The sequence below is a fragment of the Tateyamaria sp. genome, assembly GCF_039945315.1.
Taxonomy (GTDB): Bacteria; Pseudomonadota; Alphaproteobacteria; order Rhodobacterales; family Rhodobacteraceae; genus Tateyamaria.
This window is the reverse complement of record NZ_JBDUXB010000050.1, coordinates 1-20,485: the sequence shown is the minus strand read 5'-3', so window position 1 is coordinate 20,485 and position 20,485 is coordinate 1. Positions and strand designations below refer to the sequence as shown.

Genomic DNA, 20,485 nt, shown 5'->3' with positions numbered 1-20,485 from the left:
CGCTAACTCACGCGGGGACAATTCCGTCTCCCGCAAGGCGAAGTCGACGACCCTGCGCTTCACCTCGTCGGGCACCCGGTTCCAGACATGTTTTGACTTGGGAGATTGATCCTGCAATCCGGCCTCACCGCGCTGAAGGTAACGGTCGTACCAACGATAGAACGTGGTCCATGGAATGCCGAGCTTGGCCAGCGTCAGGCGTGCCGACAGGTGGCTTTCCTCGACCAGCTGTATGATCTCCAACTTCTCAGATGCAGGGTAGACAATCGAATCTATAACGTCCTGGTAGTCCTGCTCCACCTTATGGACAAGCAAGCAACAGATAGTAGCTTCCGAAATCGTCTTACCGAATTGATCAAAGAACGCTCTGATAATGAGCGTACCAGCATGGGCATTCCTGCCGATTGGCAAGATCGCCCCGTATTTGACTTACAACGTGTCTGACGACGGACAGTCAAACGACCACAGTTGTCGGGTACAGTAGCCAATGAGTTCAGAGACAAAACGACTGCGATCAATCAGCTTTGGCGATGCAGTCCAAAATGGAATGTGTCTCCCATATTCCTGACATTCATATAATCTGTCTTATGTTAATTGAGGCCTTCGAAAGGGAAAGCACATGTTTCATTCGAGCAGAAGCCCCACGTCTTGGATCACAATCTCTTTTCGGCTGACTTTCAGCGCCTTCTGACTGCAGTTTATCCAAGGATTGCGTCACCCACTGCCGGGTCGCTCCAACGATAGAGACGATCTGATCATAGGTGATGGTCCTATCAATGATCACGCAGCCGCCCTCATGGCGCCCATATGTCTCAGCCAGAAAAAGCAGCAATTGCCGCAAGCGTTCTGACACCGTGCGGGTGCCCAGCATCTGGATCAGAGCAGAGTAGCACTTGACTTTGTTCACCAGCCCATTAATCACCGCTATTGCAACATCCGGCACCTCGCGCACCAGCCGTTGTCGGCTCATGCCCGACAGGAACAAGAGTTCGCAATCTTCCAACGCATCCGCGGACCAGACGTGGCGCCCGGTGCCAAACACCTCGGGGCCGCCCAGAAAGTGACCGATGCTCCAATAGGCGAGCGTGATTTCGCGCCCTGAGGGCCCTGCGTAAAACGTGCGCACGCGGCCTTTTTCAATGATCCATACGCCGGTATGTGGGTCCCCCTGAAAGAACACCCCTTCCCCCTTGGCCACTTTGCAGCGGCTGCCCTGTTGGCGTACTTTCTTTTGGTCTTCCCCGGACAGAGACGTGATAAACCCAGCACCCTTATTGATGTCCAACAGGTACTCTGAGAGGAAAATCGCGCTTGGGCCATCGGCCAAAGGGCTAGAATTTTCGGTCACTTGAGCCTTTCCAGCGATGCAAAATAGGCTGCGATATCATCAATATTCTCACTGAGATCTTCAAGCAGCCCTTGGTGCACCTCAACAACGTCATGCCACCTTACTCTATCGATTTGTCGGTAGGCACCACTCCGTCACCAAGCGTCGCCGCGCTGTTGACAAATTGGACATTTTAGCCATATATTCGGTATCCGAAAGGAAGTCAAAATGACCCGCGTTACTGCAACAGAATTTAAGAACAACATTGGCGCGTTCAGCGATGCTGCGATGAGCGAACCCGTGATTATCACCAGCCATCAGCGTGACCGCCTTGTGCTTTTGTCAGCCGATGAATACCGCCGTTTGACAGGGGTAACAGAGGGTATCAGCGACAGTGACAAGGAGCGTATCACGCGCGGCCTTGAGCGCCATCGCAACACCATCATGGAACTGGCGAACAGATGACGGAACCCAAATGGGTGACGCGCCAGCAAGTCGAGTTCATCCATGATGCCGTGATCGAGATGGGCGGTGGCTCGCTTGGTTTGCGTGACGCCGCTTTGCTTGAGTCCGCCCTTGCACGGCCACAGAACCAGTACGTCTATGGGGAAACGGACACGTTCCAGCTCGCCGCCAGCTATGCCGAAGCGATTTCCCGCAACCATGCCTTTGTGGATGGGAACAAGCGCACGGCGTTTTACGTGGCCGTCGATTTCCTTGAGCAGAACGGGTTTCAGCTCCAAGCGGCCACAGGTGTCGAACATGCCGAGATGATGGAGCAGCTCGGTCAGGGCAAAGTCACCCGTGATCAAGCGGCGGCGCATTTGCGGGAGTATTCACGCCAGATTGGCAAAGGAAGCTGACTTGGGATCAGTGGGACTGTTGCATTAATTCCCACCGTTTCAAGGTTATGCTAACATGTTGATTTTACGACGCCAAACCAAATAGTTGCGCTACGAAGGCAACCTCCCCTCGCACACCGGGTTGTCGGTTTTGAATATGCCCGTTCTTGATTGTCCTGATGGTTTCCATTCCTTGCAGCGTCGCCTTCGCGCACCTTAATGATTGGAAGCTTTGCCGGTATCCTAGCAATCTCTTGAGGGCGGCATGATCGCTTTCAACCCGGTTGTTTCGATACTTTTTGTCGATATGCGTAATGTAGTCAAAATGCGGATCATATTGGTGATTTATGTCTCGTATGACCTTTCGATAGGTCGGCGCTTTATCTGTACAGATTGACACTGGTCTGAGGAACCGAACGCGCTCGATCGCCTTTTTCAGAAAGGCTTTGGCTGCTTTTGCATCGCGCCGCGCGGTTAGACGGAAGTCGACCAACTCGCCGTCTGTATCGATGGCCCGCCAAAGATAACGCCATTTCCCGCCGACGCGAATGTAGGTTTCATCGACGTGCCAGTTGAGGCTTGCCCGTCGTAGATGACATTCCGTGCGCTTCGCCAATTCCGGTCCAAACTTTTGGACCCAACGAAAGACCGTTGAGCGATCAACATCGACGCCACGTTCGCCTAAAAGATCCGCGATATCTTGGTAAGAAAGCGGATAGCGAAGATACATCCGCACAGCAGACAAAATGATCAACGCTGGAAAACGATGATGTTTGAACGGTTGTTTTCTGCGCATATTGATCCCCTGCCCTGCTGAAAATTAGCGGTTTACAAGTTAACGCAACAGTCCCTTCTTTTCTACGTAGGCGTTGGAACTGCGCAGCGCTGGAGCGTTCTCTTTTTTCCATTGTTCAGATTTTGCGGCAGAAACCGCGCTTCGAACGCCGTCTTCCGCTGCGCGGGACAAATTCACTTGCAAAGCCTTTTCCTCAGAAAGCAAGGCAGCATCAAGAGAAAGGTTTGTGGGCTTTCGTACAGCTGAGTTCGTGGCTGCTTCTCCTGCATTCTGGATAACATGCGGCAGTCCTGCGCGTCAATCATGCGCATACTCAGTGCGCATAAGCAAATATCTGTAAAATTTGTGCTCTTGACCTGCACTCAGCATACCATCTCGACATTTCACAACAGCGGTTGCATGCCTGCAAAAAACTTACTATTTCTATCGGAAATATCGTCTTGTTGTAGCCAAGCCATCAGGCCCAGCCATCCATGTTTCTTTTGAACATCCGGAGTATGGGCCCCAATGCCAGCACCACAACTTTCAGCCGAACACATCCGAAGTCGCCGGGCCGAGGCCCCAAACCCACGGGACCGCGATTTTGCCGAAGCGCTTGGCATAAGTGAAGCCGCTCTTGTCGCTGCATATTGTGGTCAGGGTGTCACCCGGATTGCAGCTGATCCCGACGTGGTTATGGCCGCCGCGCAAGAGTTGGGTGAAGTGATGGCTCTGACGCGAAACACGTCGTGCGTTCATGAAAAGATCGGGACTTACGATAACTATCATCCGGGCAAACATGCCGCGATGATCCTGACGGACGATATAGACCTGCGCATTTTTCCAACCACTGGAAACACGCATTTCTGGTTGAGCGTCACGGCGAAACAGGGACAAGGCGCAGCATACAGGTTTTTGATGCCGCCGGGGATGCAGTGCACAAAATCATCCTGAAAGAAGGCTCCAATCATGCCGTATTTTCCGATTTGACCCGGAGCCTTGCGTCTGACGACCAGTCACAGGACGCGGTATTTGACACGCGCATGCGCGCTGAGCCAGCAAAGATAGCCAAAGATAAAATCGACATACTGCGCAGCGAGTGGAAGCGATTGACAGACACGCACCAGTTTCTGCGGCTGGTGTCCAAGTTGAAAATGAACCGTCTGGGTGCTTATCGCGCGGCAGGTCTGCCTTTTGCACGCAAACTCACACCGGACTCCATCGTGGCTTTGCTGGGTGCCCTGCAACGCACGGAAACGGAAATCATGCTGTTCGTTGGCAATGAGGGCTGCATACAAATTCACAGCGGCCCGCTGAGCACGCTCAAACCCATGGGGCCATGGCAGAATGTCATGGACCCGCGATTTAACCTGCATCTTCGGCAGGATGAAGTGGCAGAGGTATGGACAGTGGAAAAGCCAACGCAACGCGGGATGGCCACTTCGGTCGAGGCCTTTGACGCACATGGCGCCTTGATCATGCAGATCTTTGGGGTGCCCAAGGAAGGGCGCGACAGCCGTCCGGCCTTCCGGGCGATCGTTGCGGATTTGTCAGAGGTCACAGCATGATGCATCGGCGCGCCTTTGTTGGTTTTGCGCTGGCGTTCGCGGTCCCGCGCAATGTGCTTTGGGCGGCTACCGGTGCACAGGATGTCATTGCCATTGGCGGCGACGTGACCGAGATTGTCTATGCTTTGGGTCAGGGTCATCGGCTGCTGGCGCGCGATGCGACGTCGACTTACCCGGCCGAGGCGCGTTCCCTGCCCGACGTGGGGTATATGCGGCGCTTGTCGGCAGAGGGGGTTTTGTCGTTCGCCCCTTCCCTGATTGTTTCTGCCGAAGGTGCGGGACCGCCTGAGGTGATTGATATTCTGCGCGCGGCCGATGTTCAATTTGCCGAAGTGCCCGAAGGGTACGATATCGATGCGATTGTGCAGAAGGTAAAATCCGTGGGTGCGGCCCTCGATGTCCCTGATAAGGCTGAAACACTGGCACGCGACACAAGGACCGCAATGGATGCGGTACTTGCCCGGACGGCGCAGTCCAATCCATCGCCCAAGCGCGTGATGTTTATCCTGTCGACACAAGGCGGGCGCATTCTGGCCTCGGGTACTGGCACGGGGGCGGATGGGATCATTGGCATGGCCGGAGGCATCAACGCCATTTCGGAATTTGAAGGATACAAACCGCTGTCAGACGAAGCAGTGAGCGCCGCAGCCCCGGATATCATTCTGATGATGGACCGCAGTGGTGATCACGCCGCAACGGATGACGAATTGTTCGGCCTCCCTGCCCTGTCGGTCACACCTGCGGCGCAAAACCGGGATGTCGTTCGGATGGACGGGTTGTTCCTGCTTGGGTTTGGCCCGCGCACCGCCGATGCGGTTGCTGCGCTGAACCGCGCCCTTTATCCAGCCTAAAACGATGGCTTTGGCTGATCATCTGCCATCCAGCCGCGTCACCCGCGCGCGGCGCTTGCACGTTTGGCTGGCCTGCGCCGTCGGTGTCGTGGGCCTTTTCAGCCTTACGGTCGGCGCAACTGATGTCTCCCTTGGGCCCGCATTGCTGAAACTGGCAAAGGGCGAGGCGTTGACGCGCATGGAAGCCATTGTTCTGTGGGACATACGTGCCCCGCGCCTTGTGCTTGGCCTTCTGGTCGGGGCCGCATTGGCGGTGGGTGGTACTGTGATGCAGGGGCTGTTCCGCAATCCTCTGGCGGATCCGGGGTTGGTCGGTGTCAACGCGGGCGCTGGCCTCGGTGCGATCTCGGCCATCGTGCTTGCCGCTCTTGCCCCGGCTTGGCTGGCGTTGGCGGTCGGCGATCAGCTTGTCCCGGTCGCGGCCTTTTTCGGAGGCTGGGCAAGCACACTTCTGCTTTACCGCGTGTCGACGCGGCGGGGCCGCACATCGGTGGCCACGATGCTTTTGGCCGGGATCGCTCTTGGCGCTCTCGCGGGCGCATTGTCGGGCATTCTCGTCTACATTTCGGACGACAGGCAGCTGCGTGATCTCACCTTTTGGGGGCTTGGATCGCTGGGCGGTGCCAGCTGGGCCAAAGTGGTCGCCGCCGGTCCGATCATCCTGATTTCAGTGCTTGTTGCCTGCACCCTTGGCCGCGGGCTGAACGGGCTCGCCTTGGGCGAGGCGACGGCAGCGCATATCGGGCTGAATGTTCAGTGGGTCAAAAACCTCGCGATCCTGACAGTTGCGGCCGCCACTGGGGCAGCGGTCGCGGTGTCAGGCGGGATCGGCTTCATTGGGATCGTCGTGCCCCATTTGCTGCGGCTTGGCTCCGGCCCGGACCACCGGCCTTTGCTGATCAACGCAGCACTTCTGGGTGCACTTCTCTTGGTGCTGGCGGATGTGATCACGCGGGTGATTATCGCGCCCGCTGAACTGCCCATTGGCATCGTGACGGCGGTGCTGGGTGCCCCCGTCTTTCTCTGGATCCTGCTGCGCCAGCGTGGGATGGTCGATTTATGAGCCTTGTCGTGCGCGATCTGGCGGTCCGATATGGACGCACGCCAATCCTGCACGGGCTCGACTTTGACGCGGAACCCGGTGCCGTCACTGCGATAGTCGGTCCGAACGGATCGGGCAAATCAACCTTGCTCAAGGCAATCTGCGGCGACCTGCCCTACGCAGGCAGGATCACACTGAACGGCACCGACGTGGCCAACGCAAAACCTTGGGCGCTTGCCGCTCTGCGCGGGGTGCTGCCACAGGCGTCAACCCTCGCCTTCCCATTTCAGGCCATCGAAGTGGTTCGGATCGGATTGGCAGCCGGAACAGGCGGCGATCGCGAAGGCCGGGCGGCCGCCGCGTTGGAGCGCGTTGGCCTGAACGGGTATGCAGAGCGCTACTATCAAGAACTCTCAGGTGGGGAACAACAACGGGTGCAATTGGCGCGCGTGTTGGCGCAGGTATGGGAGCCGAAATCGGCACAGGGTCCACATTGGCTGATGCTGGATGAACCGGTCTCAAGCCTTGATATCGCGCATCAACTGCAAGTGATGTCCATCGCCCGCGCCTTTGCCCTTGCGGGTGGGGGTGTGGTGGCGGTCATGCATGATCTCAACCTCACCGGCGTGTTCGCAGACCGGGTTCTCGTGATGGCGGACGGCGAGATACTGGCATTTGGTACCCCCAAGGATGTCATGACAAACGCTGTCTTGTCGCGCGCCTATGGGTGCGACCTGCGGGTCAATGCGCTGCCTCAGGGTGGCGCGCCTTTTGTGTTGCCGCATAATGCACAGGTGCACAAAATGGAGGCCGGTTGACGTGAGGTGGTTTCGCTTTGGACAAGACTTCGTTTTGTCCCTCGGCTATTGTCAAACCAACAGTCAGGGAGGCACGCGATGAAACTCAGCACCAAAGGGCGTTACGCTTTGGTCGCGCTGGTCGATATTGCGTTTCATCAAGATGCTGGCCTTGTCTCTCTGAACGATCTGAGCGCCAGGCAGGACATCTCCCTGCCCTATCTCGAACAGCTTTTTGTGAAACTGCGGCGCAGCGGGCTTGTTTCATCCGTGCGCGGACCGGGAGGCGGGTACAGGTTGGCGCGGTCTGCAAAAGAAATTCGCATAGACGAAGTGTTGACGGCCGTGGATGAATCCGTTGATGCGCTGCACACTGGCGCGGGTGTCAAAGGGGGCGCATCCGGAACCAAGGCGCAGTCTTTGTCGAACCGTCTTTGGGAAGGGCTCAGCGCCCATGTTTATGTGTTCTTGCACAAAACCACACTCGCTGACGTGATCAACAACGAACTGGTGCCCTGCCCTGCGATTCCTGAATTGTTCAAGGTAGAGGTCGAAGACGCCTGATTATCCAGCCACGATATGGTGTCGCACATGGGCGCCCGTCAGATCGGCAAACCCAAGGGCCGCTGCACGCAGCCGTTCTGTGTCATTCCCTTCGCATAGCAACATGGCCGACGATGCCATCATCGACAGGCGGCGTGCGCGGGCATGCTGAACGAGTTGCAGCAAATGACGTTCATGTTCGGTGACAATCGCGGAGCACTCTTCGCATCGCGGATTTGAAAACCGAAAAGTGGACTGGCGGGATGTCCGCATCTCGTGCACGACGGACAACGCGCGACGCATCTTTTCGGCACTGGCATCGCCCGGGAAAAAACACTCGGACCCCAACATGGCCGTCACCCATGCACCACTTTGCGGTTCCTGAAAAGACAGGCAAAAGTACCGTGCCGCCGTTAGAAAAGCAAACTCCACCGGATCAACATCCAAAGCGTCCAGCGACAGATCGCCCTGCGCGCGGCGGTTGTTGCAATTGCGTTTGGTCATGGCGTGAACCCCTTTTTGCAAGGACTGCTTCGTTGCGGTGCCGGGGTTGGCACAGTCCGATGTGCATAAGTATCCATCGGATGGGTCATCAGGCGAAACAGGTTGGGGTCAAAATCGCCCCAAAAATTCACCACGCATTTGCGGATATTTCTTGTGAATGCACGTCCCGGAAACATCGACCAAGCTCCTTTTCTCCAGACATTTCCCGGGCGGACAGAGCGTTCTGCGGCTTGGTTTTATAAAGATGACAGAAAACGTCAGGATTTTGCAAGAGATTCCTGACTATTTTGATCGGGAAGGGTTGATTTGTGTGCGGACACCTGTAATTGACTGTTTCTGTAAGGTTAATAATGCGGGAACAGGGAGAGCTTCCATGACTGCCAAAACAACATTTGTAACGTCTGCAACGCTCGCCATTATGGCGACCAGCGCTGTGGCCGAGGGTGAGTTGAATCTGTATTCATCACGTCACTACGATACCGACGAACGTCTGTATTCGGACTTCACCGATGCGACGGGCATCACCATCAACCGGATCGAAGGCAAGGCTGACGAGCTGATCGTGCGGATGCAGGCCGAAGGCGCCAATTCGCCCGCCGACATCCTGCTGACAGTTGACACATCGCGCCTTGAACGTGCCAAAGATGCCGGCGTGCTAAAGTCCATCGACAGCGATGTTCTTGAAGCCCGCATTCCTGCTTATTTGCAGGACGAAGACAATCAGTGGTTTGGCTTCAGCCAGCGTGCACGGATCATCTTTTATGACAAAACCGACGTGCCCAACCCGCCGCAAACCTATGTTGACCTGGCTGACCCTGCTTACAAAGGGCAAGTTTGCCACCGGTCTTCCACCAATGTATATTCGCAAACGCTGTTGTCGGCTGTGATCGCCAACCATGGTGAAGACGCTGCCAAAGGCTGGGCAAAAGGCGTCGTAGACAACTTTGCACGCGCGCCGCAAGGCGGTGATACTGACCAGTTGCGCGGCCTTGTGTCGGGTGAATGCGACATCTCTATCTCGAACACTTACTACTTTGCCCGCGCGATCCGCAAAGACGTGGACGGCTTGCCAACCGACGCCCGTGACAACATCGGTTGGGTGTTCCCATCTCAGAATGGCGAAGGTGCACACATGAACCTGTCGGGTGGCGGTGTCGCAGCCAACGCGCCGAACTTGGACAACGCAATTGCGTTCCTTGAGTATCTGGCAAGCGATCAGGCGCAGCAATATTTCTCGGCTGGGAACGACGAATACCCCGCCGTGCCCGGTGTCGGCCTCAGCGCGTCAGTCGCAACACTTGGGATGTTTAAGCCGGACGATGTGGATGCCACAACCGTTGCCAACAACGTGCCCACGGCGCAAAAAATCTTTAACGAGGTTGGCTGGGAATAAACCCGCTACCGGTACCTGATTTTGGAAAGGCGCGGCGAAAACCCGCGCCTTTTTCTTTTCTTACTTTAATACTCAGGATTGACGTACCCGACAAAAACAATCAAGATATTTGCAACTGAGTCTCAGCCACCCACATGTGGGCAGCCCGGACGCCCCGTTCTGACAGGAGCTGAGACATGGCAAAGAAACACGTGAGTGACCGTGCGAAAACGGAAAGATGTTGCGAGAAACCGTGCTGCCAGGAATTGCTGCAAGAGGCATTGGCCGGCGCAGTGCCTGCGGATCAATACCTCGAACGAATGCTTGATCATCTGGAGCGGACATCATGAACGCCATGACCCAAGTGCCCGACACAACAACCGCCCCCGATCAACAGCAGATTGACACATATGATGCGCGCGATCTGATCAAAGAGGGCAGTCAGGTGTCCATCGTTCTGGACGGCCAAGTGTATTACCTGCGCATCACGCGCGCAGGCAAGTTGATCCTCACAAAATGAGTTCAGCCCATCACGCCCGCGGCGGGGCCACAATCGCCGCATTGAATCAAATGGACGCTTGGGAAGCCAAGCTTGTCCTGAACCTGCGCCTTTGGTGCGAAGGACCCCATGGTCAGGCCAAGGCCCGCAACGAATACGTCAATGCACTTCCAGCGTCAGAGGCGGATCGTGCATGGCACATGTTCGAAGGTCTGGTGACGAAGATCATAGATACCACAACACGCCCGCTGGTCCGCCACGACATTGATTGCAACTGCGTGGGGTCGGATGAATGCGTGTTTGTGCATCTGGTGCGCACAGCCTCTGACGGCCACCTGAACGACGCAGCCTTGATCGCCACGCTGCTGACGGGCCCAGCACATGCCGAACATATCGCAATCCTTGCTGGAGAAGTGGGCACTGCGCTGCGCCACAAACACCACAAGCCTGCGCCTCATTCACCCGCAACCGCACCCAACGTGGTGCGTCTGCATTAACTTGCTGAAAAGACCAAAAAGGGACAGCCACCTCATGAAACTCAAACTTACGACCGCATTGGGAACAGTGCTTTTGGCAGCCGCCCCCGCATTCGCGGACAAGGCCGCAGTATTGGACAACTATGCCGATATTGCGCTTGCGAAATACACCGACAGCCTGACGACAGCGCAGATGCTTCTGGCGTCAGTCAACACACTCACAGACGCGCCTTCGGCCGAAGCCCTGCAAGCCGCCAAGGACGCATGGCTTGCCGCGCGCGTGCCCTACCAGCAAACCGAGGTCTACCGGTTTGGCAACGCCATCGTCGATGACTGGGAAGGCAAGGTAAACGCTTGGCCACTGGACGAAGGTCTGATCGATTACGTCGATGCAGCCTATGGCGGTGCAACGGACGAAAACGAATATGCGGTGCTAAATGTGGTAGCGAACGCGTCCTTCACTTTGTCGGGCGACACCATTGACGCATCTGACATCACGCCCGACCTGCTCGAAGGGTCGCTGCACGAAGCAGATGGCGTGGAAAGCAATGTAGCGACCGGTTATCACGCCGTGGAATTCTTGCTCTGGGGCCAGGATCTGAATGGCCACGGCGCGGGTGCAGGCAACCGCCCCTGGACGGACTACGCGTCAGGTGACGCTTGCACAGGCGGGCACTGCGACCGCCGCGGTGACTATCTGACAGCGGCAACGGAGCTGCTGGTGTCCGATCTGGAATGGATGGTCGCGCAATGGCAGGACGGCGGGGACGCCCGCGCCCAACTGACCGCAGACGAAAACGCAGGGATCAGCACGATCCTGACCGGCATGGGCTCACTGTCCTACGGCGAAACGGCGGGCGAGCGGATGCGTTTGGGCGTGATGCTGAACGACCCCGAGGAAGAACACTCCTGCTTTGCCGACAACACCCACAACGACCACTTCTACAACGCCGTGGGCATCCGCAACGTCTATCTGGGCAGCTATACACGCATTGACGGATCAATCGTTTCCGGTGAATCGCTGGCATCCCTTGTCGCGGCCGCCGATGCAGGTGTGGACGCGGAATTGCAGGCAAAACTCGACGCTGCGGTTCTGGAAATGCTCGAGATGAAAATCGCCGCTGAATCCGGCTTTTCCTACGACTCCATGCTGGAACGCGGCAATGCGGCGGGCGAGGCTTTGATCATGGGCGCTGTGAATGCGCTGGTCGATCAGACGCGGTCGATTGAACGCGCAGTCGTTGCTTTGGGTGTGGATCAGATCGAATTCGAAGGGTCTGACAGCCTCGATAACCCTGACGCTGTGTTCCAGTAAATAGGCTATATGCGCAGCGGCGGCGTTCCCTAAAAACGTGCTGCGCATATCTGTCACCCTAGGGTGACCTACGCGTGCCCCGATCTTCTCCAAATCAGGCGGGGCACGCGTTGCAACTTCCAACACAATACCCAGCTAAAAGACGTACCAGCGAGGTTTCAGATGGCCAAAACCCCAAGTCCCTGCATCGACGTTTGCAAGTTCAAGCGGGAAGGCCACTGTATTGGATGCTCGATGACCAAGGCGCAAAAGTCGCTCTTCAAGGAACTGAAGAAAGACAAACACCGCGAGGCCTTTGTTGAGATGCTGGTCGGGCAGCAATCGAGACTGGGGAAGTACCGACACTGGGGGCCGCAATACCTCCGCAAATGCCTCAAGAAAAAGGTCAAGCCAATCGCCGCCGTGCGCGATGTTGCCTGATCTCCATGCGCCAAGGAGCAAACGATGTTTTTTCGCCTGATCGCGCTCAGCGCAGTGTTTGCCAGTCCGGCAGTTGCTGACTACCACCTGTCCCTCACAGAGATCGGCAAAAGGGATTACTATTGCACAATCACAGTTCAGCTGACCAATGAAGGCGATCAGACGCTGACCGAAATCAACGCCTTCTTCCTGAATTACATCGGAACGGATCAGGTCGGGCGATCCAAGGGCGCGTCATTCATGAATGTGGCACCTGGCGCGCAAGTTTCCGCGACGTTTGAAACGCCCAATGCACCCTGTTCGGACAGCACGACGGACGTGCAAAGCTATGAAATGATCATAGGTGCCTGCCGTATCGACAGCGCGTTCGAAGACAAATCAACCTGCGTCGACCGGATGGATCTGGACCCACCGTTCACGAGGGCGTCCTCTTTGAACTGAAACAATGGGTGCCGCGGGACAAAAAGAAAAAGGCCAAGCCGTGCGCCGCTGTAGAAGACGTGGCTTGACCTTCCCGGGGTCGTGACGACCCCTGCTTAAGGTGGCTGCCTGACCGCTTGGCTGCCGAAATCGGTGGCTGAGCGGTCAACGTGGCTCCCTTTGCTCTGTCGACCGTTAGGCCAGATGCGCCCGCAGGAACCACGCAAACTTTTCGTGCTCTTGACCGCGTGCAATGCACAGATCTTCTGTCAGGGTGTCGCCTGCTTCGGCGGCCACCTGCCCGGCACCTGCCAGTGTGGCCGCCAGCGTTTCCTGTGCGTCCTGCATCATCTTGATCATCTCTTTGTCTGATGCATGACCATCATGTTCCTTGACCTTGGACCGCGCCAGCATACCCGAAAGCGTTCCTTCGGCATGTTCATCAAGCGCGCGGATGCGTTCGGCCAGATCGTCCTGCGCGACAAAGTGATCTTCGTACATCTTTTGGAATAGATCGTGCAGCGGACCAAAGGCCATGCCTTTGACGTTCCAGTGAAAATTCTGCGCCAGCATCGTGGTGACGGCGGTTTCCGCCACAGATTGGTTCAGCGCCTCTGCAATAGCGGCACGTGCGTCAGTGGACAGCGCAACAGCTGTTTGGGTCATCCCGGGCTCCCTTGGGTTTTGGTCGCTGGCTTGCAAATGGCTGGCTGGCGTGCCCGACAGTATCTAGGCGGGCCAACTGCAGATGCAAGGATTCTTTAGAATTATTCTAATCCAGAGAAAAATACTCTGAAATGCGACCTACCAGAAAGCGCACCAAACGACGGTGTTCTGGCAGGATGCGGGACCCCAAAAGAAAGCTCAGGCTTGCCTCATCGTCCCGGGAACAGGCCAGTCCCAACTCGACCAGCCACGTTTCATCAAAACTCATCTCGACCGTGCCAGGCGCATGCAGCCGAGGCTGTTTGCCAAGCGCTTGCGCCAGACAGCGCATCAACGCTTCGGCATGTGCCTCCTGATTGGCAGTGCGTGTCACCTGCAACAACGCGCATGCCTCAAACAGATCGGCACGCGGTTTGGCGCGGCATTCCATCGCCTTGAAACGCAAATGGTTCAAAAACGCAAAGGCCTGCGGGGTTGTCGGAGTGGTGGGCCGCGGTTCGGCTGATTTGTCCAAGCGCAAGGGCACCATGTCGCAGGTCTTTCACTGAGGGGCAGGCAGGAATCGCCTCGCCAAACTCTATTCCTGAGTATATTTATAAGTTATGAAGCAGATCACAACCTTCTTGGCGACATTACTGGTCGGAATTCTGTCACTTTCAGTTGACGCTTTGGCAGAACTTGCAGATTTACACCTGCCCGTAATCCCACGAACCCACGCCGAAGCAGAGCGGATCCAACGGGTTGTGGCCCCCACAACCGATTTTACGATCGCCGAACAGTTCGAAAACAACCCGGCAGGGGCAGCCACTGTGCGTGCGACCAAGACACCAAACGTGTTTTCGTCGCCTTCTGGCAACATCAGCTTTGAAAAAGAACTGGATTTCAAAGTCGGCAATGGTCTGTTCAAAAAACTCTGGGTGTCTTCGCCGTCATCCACTTTGGCCTCTGACGGATTGGGTCCGCTGTTCAACGCGCGGTCCTGCCAGCGCTGTCACCTCAAGGATGGGCGCGGCCACCCCCCAGAAGGGCCGGATGATACCGCCACGTCCTTGCTCATGCGGATTTCGATCCCGGGTGGGCCCACAGCAGACGATATTGCGGATTACCTCGCCACCCAGCCTGACCCGAACTATGGCGGTCAGATACAGGATTTTTCGGTCGCCGGCATCAATGCCGAAGCGAAAATACAGATCACCTACACGGAAGAAGCAATCCTGTTGTCAGGGGGCGAAACCGCTTTCCTGCGCGCACCAGCCTATGACCTGACCACGCTCGGCTACGGCGTGCTGCATCCCGACATCATGCTCAGCCCGCGCGTCGCCCCGCAGATGATCGGCCTTGGCCTGCTGGATGCAATCCCGGTGGCTGACATCTTGGCGCGCGCAGACCCGGATGACGCAGACGGTGATGGCATTTCGGGACGTCCCCAGATTGTCATGTCCACCGAATACGGCGTGCCCATGTTGGGGCGCTTTGGCCTGAAGGCGGGCCAGCCATCCGTGTGGGAACAATCCGCAAGTGCTTTTGCGGGCGATATCGGCATCTCGACCACCCTTCACCCGGCAGGCTTTGGCGATTGCACGCCCGCGCAAGTGAAATGCCGCACAGCGCCTGACGGAAACACCGCCGACCACGACAATGCAGAGATCGGTGATGTTGGTCTGGAACTGGTGTCCTTCTACTCTTCCAACCTTGGTGTCCCGGCGCGGCGCGACATCGACGATCCACAGGTCCTGCGCGGCAAACAGGTTTTCTACGAGACAGGCTGTATTTCCTGCCACACTCCCAAGCACGTGACGCATCGCCTTGATGGGCAACCCGAACAAAGCTTTCAACTGATCTGGCCCTACACGGACATGTTGTTGCACGACATGGGGCCGGGCCTTGCCGACAACCGACCCGAAGCACGGGCCACCGGGCAAGAATGGCGCACCCCGCCGCTGTGGGGCATCGGCCTGACCGAACAAGTGTCCGGCCACACCTATTTTCTGCATGACGGACGCGCACGGTCCCTTCTTGAGGCTGTGCTGTGGCACGGGGGCGAGGCCGCGCCGCACAAACAGTCTGTGATCGACATGCCGCCCCCCGACCGCGCCGCCCTCATCCGTTTTTTGGAAAGCCTCTGATATGCGCTTCGCCCTGATCCTGCCCTTCCTCGCCCTGCCCGCCTTTGCCGATGTGGAACGCGCGCTCGAAACCCATATCCTGCCGGGTCACGCCCAACTGGTTGAAACGACTGCAGCACTGGCCAATGCCGCGCAAGCCGACTGCACGGCCGACGCTGTCCGCCCTGCCTTTCACGATGCCTATGACGCGTGGATCAGCATCAGCCACATCCAGTTCGGCCCGCTTGAGGATCAGGCGCTGACACTGCAAATGTCCTTCTGGCCGGACCCCAAGGACAGCGCGGGCAAAGCCATCGCGCGCCTCAGCGCGGCCAAAGACGCAATTGTCGACGATCCGGCAGGTTTCAACGATGTCTCTGCAGCGGTCCAAGGGTTCACCGCCCTCGAACGGCTGCTTTATGATCCTCAGCCTGACGCGGACTATGCCTGCCGCCTGACGCAAGCCATTGCAACGGGACTTGCCAGCAAATCCGACAGGATTGCAGGCGATTGGCCCGCGTTTGCCCAAGGGATGCTTACGGCAGGCGCAGACGGCAACACACGGTTCCAAAGCGACGAAGAAGCCCAACGCGCGCTCTACACGGCGCTCTCAACGGGCCTCGAATTCCTGCATGATCAACGGCTTGGCCGCCCCCTTGGCACGTTTGACCGCCCCCGGCCCCGCCGGGCCGAGGCGCGCCGCTCCGAACGGTCTTTGCGTCACATCCAACTGTCACTTGCGGCCCTCGAACATCTTGCAACCGCAATTACAGACACTGACCTTACCCAGACCCGCGCCGCATTTGCACAGGCGCGCAGCCGGGCAGAAGCCATCGACGACCCGGCACTGCAAGGCGTCGCGGACCCCGCGCAACGGTTCAAGGTCGAGGTGCTGCAACAGGCTGTGCGCGCCGTGCAGGTTGCCGTCATTGACGACATCGGAACGCCCCTCGGCATCACAGCAGGGTTCAACGCGCTGGACGGCGACTAATGCCGTCGCGCCGCATGTTCCTTGCGGGGCTGACCTCGGCCTCTCTTACGCCGTCCTTGGGCTGGGGTGCTGTTGGCAACCCCATCGCGCTCAGTGCTGCGCAGCACCCGAACGGACAAAACGTGCTGGTCGGGCTGACCGCGAATGGCGACATCACCTTCCAAATCCCCCTGCCCGCCCGTGGTCACGCCGCCGCCGCACACCCGTATGTGGCCGAGGCTGTTGCGATTGCACGACGCCCCGGCACCTTTGCCAAGGTGATCAATTGCGCGACGGGCGACGTCACGCAAACCCTGCACGCACCCACAGGACGGCACTTTTACGGCCACGGAACGTTCTGCGCAGACGGCACAACGCTCTTTACCCCGGAAAACGACATCGCCACAGGCCAGGGCCGCATCGGCATCTGGGACCGCAGTGCAGGTTACAAGCGGCTGGACGAATTCACGTCAGCCGGGATCGGGCCGCATGAAATCCTGCGCCTGCCAAACGGAACACTTGCTGTCGCCAATGGGGGCATCCGCACGCATCCTGCATCTGGTCGGGACAAGCTGAACCTCGACACCATGCGCCCCAATCTGGCGATCTTTGACAAAAGCGGCATGCTGACCGATTTCGCCGAAGTGCCGACCGACAGACATCACAACTCCGTCCGCCACATCTCAGCGGCGGCGGACGGAACAGTTGTCTGCGGTTTCCAATGGCAGGGCGACCCGTTCGATACACCCTCGCTTGTGGCTCTGTACAAGGGAAACGCGACACTGCACCCGGCCGAAATGGACGACGCCACACTTCGAAAACTCGACGGCTATATCGGCAGCGTCAGTGCCTTTGGCGACCATTTCGCCGCATCAGCCCCGCGCGGTGGCGAAGCACTGACATTCGACAAAACGGGTGCGCAAACAGGCACGCACCGGGCCGTCGACGTGTGCGGGCTCTGCCCTATGCCTGCACCGACCTGTCTGGTGACGGACGGATTGGGGCACGTTTACAGCCTGTCCAACACCGGACTGACACTGCTGGGCAAACACCCGCTCGCTTTCGACAACCACCTCGTCGCGCTGCCAAACTAGTCAAAAGGCAACCCGCCGCATTAACGACCCATCAAAAAGGAAACGCGCATGTATATCGCCATGAACCGCTTTACCGTCTCACGTGACAACGCCCAGGCGTTCGAAGACCTCTGGCTGGGCCGCGACAGTCACCTCAAGGACATGGAGGGTTTTGTTGAATTTCAGATGCTCAAAGGACCCGAGGGCGACGACGGCACCCGGCTCTATGCCTCGCACACTGTCTGGACCAGCGAAGACACGTTTCGCGCATGGACGCGGTCCGATGCGTTCCGTGCGGCCCACAAGGGCGCTGGCAGCACAGCAAAACTTCATGAAGGTGCGCCTAAATTCGAAGGATTCTCCGTTATTCAGGAAATTTCAGCAGGTTAGAGCCTAATGACAGGCCCCCGCCGTCAAGTGGGGATCCTCCACGCCGGGCAGCATCATGCCCATCAACGCAGCACAGACCGATACCGGTGCGAACACACGCTCAGCATCCGCTTGGCGCGCAATCAAAACAGTTGCGGCGTCCGGATGCCCCGCTGCGGCTGCATCCTCAAGATATTGCATCCCGCGGGCGTGTGTCTGTCCATTGCAATCTTCAGTGACCATTCGTTCCCCCAAAAATGCCATGGCATTGATGTCCCCCCGATCAGCCAGACGCTGTACGGGATAGTCAGCAACCGCGTTGCAGGCCGACACAGGCTCTGTGGGGACAGGCGGCAACATCACAACGGCACTGACGAACGCAGCGGCAAGCAAAGTGTAAATAAGAGCAAAATAGCGGACCATTTCAGCCTCCGGCGATTGGTATTCTGAACGTGGTTTCAGCCCCCGGCGGAGGCGGTGGAAACGGGGCCGCGCTCCGGATCATTTGCATGGCTGCTTTGTCGAGCTTGGGCGACCCAGAACTTTGCGACAGGGATAAAGCGCCCAGTGCCCCGTTTGCGCTCACCCGAAAGACTACAACCGCCGGGGATCCTGCGTCATTGACCCGTGGACGGCGCTGGCGTTGGATCCGACGCACAACTTGCCCTGTATAATTTGAAACAGCCGCGTTGCCTGCCCGTGCAGATTGCTGATTTCCGCTCGTGCGCAGCGCGCTTGGGGCCGTGGCCGACCCGTCGACCTGCCCTGCCCGTGCGTTGGTTTGTGCCTGATTGCCGCGCGACGCCGGGGCCTGCGGCGATGGCTCCGCCCGTGCTGTGCGCACCGGTGCGGTTGGCGGATCTTCAGGTGCGTTGCGCTCTTCAAAGGCGCGGCTGCGGACTTTTGGCCTCAGTGATTGGGTCAAATCCAACTGCGCGGGTTCTTCGGCTGTCAAAATGTCCGGCTGTGCGACTGTTTCGGTCGGGCTCACGTCAGCAAGCGGTGTCAGCGTGACGGGCGAAAGCGCGCTCAGGCGATCAGGTTGGGACGCTGACGCGATTTCGGGGGTGAGGAGTGTCGCATCGGGTGTCATGGCGGTTTGTGCGATGTCGAGAACGGGCAATGGCATCGCATCTGGTGCAACGACGCCTGTCGGCAGCGGTTCCGCCGGCTTTGCCACGTTCAGGGTGGTTTCTGATTGCACCTGATCCGTTGGGCGCAGGGGGTCCCTACTGTCCTGAAGGTCGGCACGTTCCGTAGGTGTTGGTGGCGGCGCAAGCGGTGCATCCACAGGTTCGATCGTGTCCGCAGTTGCGTCTTCCACAGCCACTGGTTCGCTGATGTCCGTGGTCTCCATTGCGGTCAGTGTCCCCTCCACCAGATCGGCAAACCCATCGCCCAAGGATGCCTGTGTGCCACCCGCCTGCCCGCCTGCGATCAAGGTGTTATTCTGCAGGTCCAGACGCATCAGCCCCGTCAGATGCAAGGCGGTTGCCAGCGCCAGCGCCAGCCCGCCAATCCAGCGTGATGCGGCAATCATTCCAACCCTCGTTCGGTCACAATGATCACCTTGCCCGCGCCCGCATTGCGCAATTCACGCCCCGTATTGACCAGATCTTCCGCAGGCAGGGCGCGATCAGGCACTACCCGCACTTCTGCGCGTGCCTCGGGGTCCAGACTGTCCACATAAAACGCGGCCCCCGGCTGGTCTGTGCCGCGAAAGCTCATCCGCCCGTCAGCGTGCAGGATCAGCGCATCAGGCGGCGGTCGCCCTTCCAGTTCAGAGGTATTGACCAGCGCCAGATCGCGGTCCAGAGGCGGCGATAACGTCCCGGCCACCATGAAAAACACCAGCATCAGAAACACGATGTTGATCAACGCAATTGTCGGCTCGCGCTTGGACCCGGGGGAACGGGCACGCATCAGGCCCCTCCAAGGACTGTGACACGCAATCCCGGCACTGTGCGCAACATGACCAGCAAGTCAGTCAACCGCTGCGACGTTACGCCGTCGCGCAAACTGACCAGCACGGGTTGCACGTCATCCGGCGCCACACGGTCGCGCAACGAGGTCTCCAGGCCCGCGATGGCAACAGGTTCGCCATTCAATTCCAGGGCCGCTTCACCAACGCGCAGAAAAAGCGGAGGCACCTGCGCCACATCCGCCGCCTGCCCTGACCCACCGGCACTCAGCTCTACTTCTGCAAACTTCGAAAACGTCGACGTCAGCATGAAAAACAACAGCAGCAGAAAAATTACATCGACCAGCGATGTCATCGACAGTCGCCGTCGCGCGCGGCGGGCTCTAGCCATGGGCCGGCACCATATCAGCCTCTAACGCGGGGTCTTTTGCGCCACCGTCCGGGGCCACAGCCGTCAGGATAAAGGTGTCAGCAACCACGCGCTCTCGTTCTGTCGGTCGTCAGAGTTTTTGGAACCAATGGCGACCTAAACTAAGAGAGAGTTTGGCTCATCTTGTTGGTTTGATTATGCGGCGCGTTGTCTGTGTTGCAAGCGGCGCGCTTCGAGCGTCTTTCGTTTGATCCTTTCCC

At 58.1% G+C, this 20,485-nt stretch carries 27 protein-coding genes and 2 pseudogenes; 18 read left to right on the top strand and 11 right to left on the bottom strand.

Annotated features, from left to right (window positions below):
• Both ABJD00_RS15760 and ABJD00_RS15755 read right to left on the bottom strand, forming a co-directional pair.
• Positions 1-261, bottom strand: a pseudogene (locus ABJD00_RS15760) (helix-turn-helix domain-containing protein); the annotation flags it as partial.
• 310 nt (positions 262-571) lie between these two features.
• A complete protein-coding gene (locus ABJD00_RS15755) occupies positions 572-1,348 on the bottom strand; it encodes a Crp/Fnr family transcriptional regulator (RefSeq protein WP_413835118.1) in 777 nt (258 codons plus the stop codon).
• Positions 1,349-1,555: 207 nt separating this feature from the next.
• Here ABJD00_RS15755 and ABJD00_RS15750 point away from each other — a divergent pair, with 207 nt between their 5' ends.
• Positions 1,556-1,792, top strand: a complete 237-nt coding sequence (locus ABJD00_RS15750) for a type II toxin-antitoxin system Phd/YefM family antitoxin (protein ID WP_413835116.1) — start codon at positions 1,556-1,558, stop codon at positions 1,790-1,792.
• Positions 1,789-2,190 (top strand): type II toxin-antitoxin system death-on-curing family toxin, encoded by a 402-nt coding sequence (locus ABJD00_RS15745; RefSeq protein WP_413835114.1) that lies wholly within the window; start codon positions 1,789-1,791, stop codon positions 2,188-2,190. Before ABJD00_RS15750 ends, ABJD00_RS15745 begins: the two co-directional genes overlap by 4 nt.
• Positions 2,191-2,254: 64 nt before the next feature.
• Here the strand turns inward: ABJD00_RS15745 and ABJD00_RS15740 are convergent, their stop codons facing one another.
• The gene (locus ABJD00_RS15740) at positions 2,255-2,965 is read right to left on the bottom strand and encodes an IS6 family transposase (protein ID WP_413835112.1); all 711 of its coding nucleotides are present in this window, start codon (positions 2,963-2,965) and stop codon (positions 2,255-2,257) included.
• 39 nt (positions 2,966-3,004) lie between these two features.
• Entirely contained in the window at positions 3,005-3,241 is a 237-nt protein-coding gene (locus tag ABJD00_RS15735; RefSeq protein WP_413835123.1) for a type II toxin-antitoxin system CcdA family antitoxin, read from the bottom strand.
• Between the two features lie 231 nt (positions 3,242-3,472).
• Between ABJD00_RS15735 and ABJD00_RS15730 the strand changes: the two are divergent.
• From ABJD00_RS15730 to ABJD00_RS15705, 6 genes and pseudogenes are all read left to right on the top strand, one after another.
• Positions 3,473-3,882: pseudogene (locus ABJD00_RS15730) on the top strand (ChuX/HutX family heme-like substrate-binding protein); the annotation flags it as partial.
• Between the two features lie 105 nt (positions 3,883-3,987).
• Entirely contained in the window at positions 3,988-4,512 is a 525-nt protein-coding gene (locus ABJD00_RS15725; protein WP_413835120.1) for a ChuX/HutX family heme-like substrate-binding protein, read from the top strand.
• Entirely contained in the window at positions 4,509-5,363 is an 855-nt protein-coding gene (locus ABJD00_RS15720; RefSeq protein ID WP_413835110.1) for a heme/hemin ABC transporter substrate-binding protein, read from the top strand. Before ABJD00_RS15725 ends, ABJD00_RS15720 begins: the two co-directional genes overlap by 4 nt.
• 4 nt (positions 5,364-5,367) lie before the next feature.
• A complete protein-coding gene (locus ABJD00_RS15715) occupies positions 5,368-6,426 on the top strand; it encodes a FecCD family ABC transporter permease (RefSeq protein ID WP_413835108.1) in 1,059 nt (352 codons plus the stop codon).
• Positions 6,423-7,223, top strand: a complete 801-nt coding sequence (locus tag ABJD00_RS15710; RefSeq protein WP_413835106.1) for a heme ABC transporter ATP-binding protein — start codon at positions 6,423-6,425, stop codon at positions 7,221-7,223. The genes ABJD00_RS15715 and ABJD00_RS15710 overlap by 4 nt, the downstream gene beginning before the upstream one ends.
• Positions 7,224-7,301: 78 nt before the next feature.
• Positions 7,302-7,766 (top strand): Rrf2 family transcriptional regulator, encoded by a 465-nt coding sequence (locus tag ABJD00_RS15705; protein ID WP_413835104.1) that lies wholly within the window; start codon positions 7,302-7,304, stop codon positions 7,764-7,766.
• On the opposite strand, the gene ABJD00_RS15700 is transcribed toward ABJD00_RS15705, so the two are convergent.
• Complete coding sequence (locus tag ABJD00_RS15700; RefSeq protein ID WP_413835102.1) at positions 7,767-8,249, bottom strand: hypothetical protein; 483 nt, start codon at positions 8,247-8,249, stop codon at positions 7,767-7,769.
• 373 nt (positions 8,250-8,622) lie between these two features.
• Here ABJD00_RS15700 and ABJD00_RS15695 point away from each other — a divergent pair, with 373 nt between their 5' ends.
• From ABJD00_RS15695 to ABJD00_RS15670, 6 genes are all read left to right on the top strand, one after another.
• Complete coding sequence (locus ABJD00_RS15695; protein ID WP_413835100.1) at positions 8,623-9,642, top strand: extracellular solute-binding protein; 1,020 nt, start codon at positions 8,623-8,625, stop codon at positions 9,640-9,642.
• Between the two features lie 325 nt (positions 9,643-9,967).
• Complete coding sequence (gene hemP / locus ABJD00_RS15690; protein ID WP_413835098.1) at positions 9,968-10,141, top strand: hemin uptake protein HemP; 174 nt, start codon at positions 9,968-9,970, stop codon at positions 10,139-10,141.
• Positions 10,138-10,617, top strand: coding sequence for a hypothetical protein (locus tag ABJD00_RS15685; protein WP_413835096.1), 480 nt, complete (start codon positions 10,138-10,140; stop codon positions 10,615-10,617). Before hemP ends, ABJD00_RS15685 begins: the two co-directional genes overlap by 4 nt.
• Before the next feature lie 34 nt (positions 10,618-10,651).
• Positions 10,652-11,911, top strand: coding sequence for an imelysin family protein (locus ABJD00_RS15680; RefSeq protein WP_413835094.1), 1,260 nt, complete (start codon positions 10,652-10,654; stop codon positions 11,909-11,911).
• A gap of 162 nt (positions 11,912-12,073) precedes the next feature.
• Positions 12,074-12,331 (top strand): DUF1289 domain-containing protein, encoded by a 258-nt coding sequence (locus ABJD00_RS15675; RefSeq protein ID WP_413835092.1) that lies wholly within the window; start codon positions 12,074-12,076, stop codon positions 12,329-12,331.
• A 24-nt stretch (positions 12,332-12,355) separates the two neighbouring features.
• A complete protein-coding gene (locus ABJD00_RS15670) occupies positions 12,356-12,772 on the top strand; it encodes a hypothetical protein (protein ID WP_413835090.1) in 417 nt (138 codons plus the stop codon).
• A 174-nt stretch (positions 12,773-12,946) separates the two neighbouring features.
• On the opposite strand, the gene ABJD00_RS15665 is transcribed toward ABJD00_RS15670, so the two are convergent.
• Positions 12,947-13,417: a Dps family protein gene (locus ABJD00_RS15665; protein WP_413835088.1), complete on the bottom strand. Its 471-nt coding sequence runs from the start codon at positions 13,415-13,417 to the stop codon at positions 12,947-12,949.
• Positions 13,418-13,523: 106 nt separating this feature from the next.
• On the bottom strand, positions 13,524-13,946 hold the full coding sequence (locus ABJD00_RS15660) for a hypothetical protein (protein WP_413835086.1): 423 nt from the start codon (positions 13,944-13,946) through the stop codon (positions 13,524-13,526).
• A gap of 73 nt (positions 13,947-14,019) precedes the next feature.
• On the opposite strand from ABJD00_RS15660, the gene ABJD00_RS15655 reads away from it, so the two are divergent.
• Genes ABJD00_RS15655 through ABJD00_RS15640 form a run of 4 tightly spaced genes read left to right on the top strand, consistent with a single transcriptional unit; the run spans position 14,020 to position 17,955 of the window.
• Positions 14,020-15,543 (top strand): di-heme oxidoredictase family protein, encoded by a 1,524-nt coding sequence (locus ABJD00_RS15655; protein ID WP_413835084.1) that lies wholly within the window; start codon positions 14,020-14,022, stop codon positions 15,541-15,543.
• Between the two features lies 1 nt (position 15,544).
• On the top strand, positions 15,545-16,513 hold the full coding sequence (locus ABJD00_RS15650) for an imelysin family protein (protein WP_413835082.1): 969 nt from the start codon (positions 15,545-15,547) through the stop codon (positions 16,511-16,513).
• Positions 16,513-17,586 (top strand): DUF1513 domain-containing protein, encoded by a 1,074-nt coding sequence (locus tag ABJD00_RS15645; protein ID WP_413835080.1) that lies wholly within the window; start codon positions 16,513-16,515, stop codon positions 17,584-17,586. Before ABJD00_RS15650 ends, ABJD00_RS15645 begins: the two co-directional genes overlap by 1 nt.
• Positions 17,587-17,634: 48 nt before the next feature.
• On the top strand, positions 17,635-17,955 hold the full coding sequence (locus ABJD00_RS15640; RefSeq protein ID WP_413835078.1) for an antibiotic biosynthesis monooxygenase family protein: 321 nt from the start codon (positions 17,635-17,637) through the stop codon (positions 17,953-17,955).
• A 3-nt stretch (positions 17,956-17,958) separates the two neighbouring features.
• On the opposite strand, the gene ABJD00_RS15635 is transcribed toward ABJD00_RS15640, so the two are convergent.
• The 4 genes from ABJD00_RS15635 to ABJD00_RS15620 are packed head-to-tail and all read right to left on the bottom strand — an operon-like array spanning position 17,959 to position 20,246.
• A complete protein-coding gene (locus tag ABJD00_RS15635) occupies positions 17,959-18,357 on the bottom strand; it encodes a hypothetical protein (RefSeq protein ID WP_413835075.1) in 399 nt (132 codons plus the stop codon).
• Between the two features lies 1 nt (position 18,358).
• Entirely contained in the window at positions 18,359-19,474 is a 1,116-nt protein-coding gene (locus tag ABJD00_RS15630) for a TonB family protein (RefSeq protein WP_413835072.1), read from the bottom strand.
• Complete coding sequence (locus ABJD00_RS15625; RefSeq protein WP_413835070.1) at positions 19,471-19,857, bottom strand: ExbD/TolR family protein; 387 nt, start codon at positions 19,855-19,857, stop codon at positions 19,471-19,473. Before ABJD00_RS15625 ends, ABJD00_RS15630 begins: the two co-directional genes overlap by 4 nt.
• The gene (locus ABJD00_RS15620; RefSeq protein WP_413835067.1) at positions 19,857-20,246 is read right to left on the bottom strand and encodes an ExbD/TolR family protein; all 390 of its coding nucleotides are present in this window, start codon (positions 20,244-20,246) and stop codon (positions 19,857-19,859) included. Before ABJD00_RS15620 ends, ABJD00_RS15625 begins: the two co-directional genes overlap by 1 nt.
• Positions 20,247-20,485 lie beyond the last annotated feature (239 nt).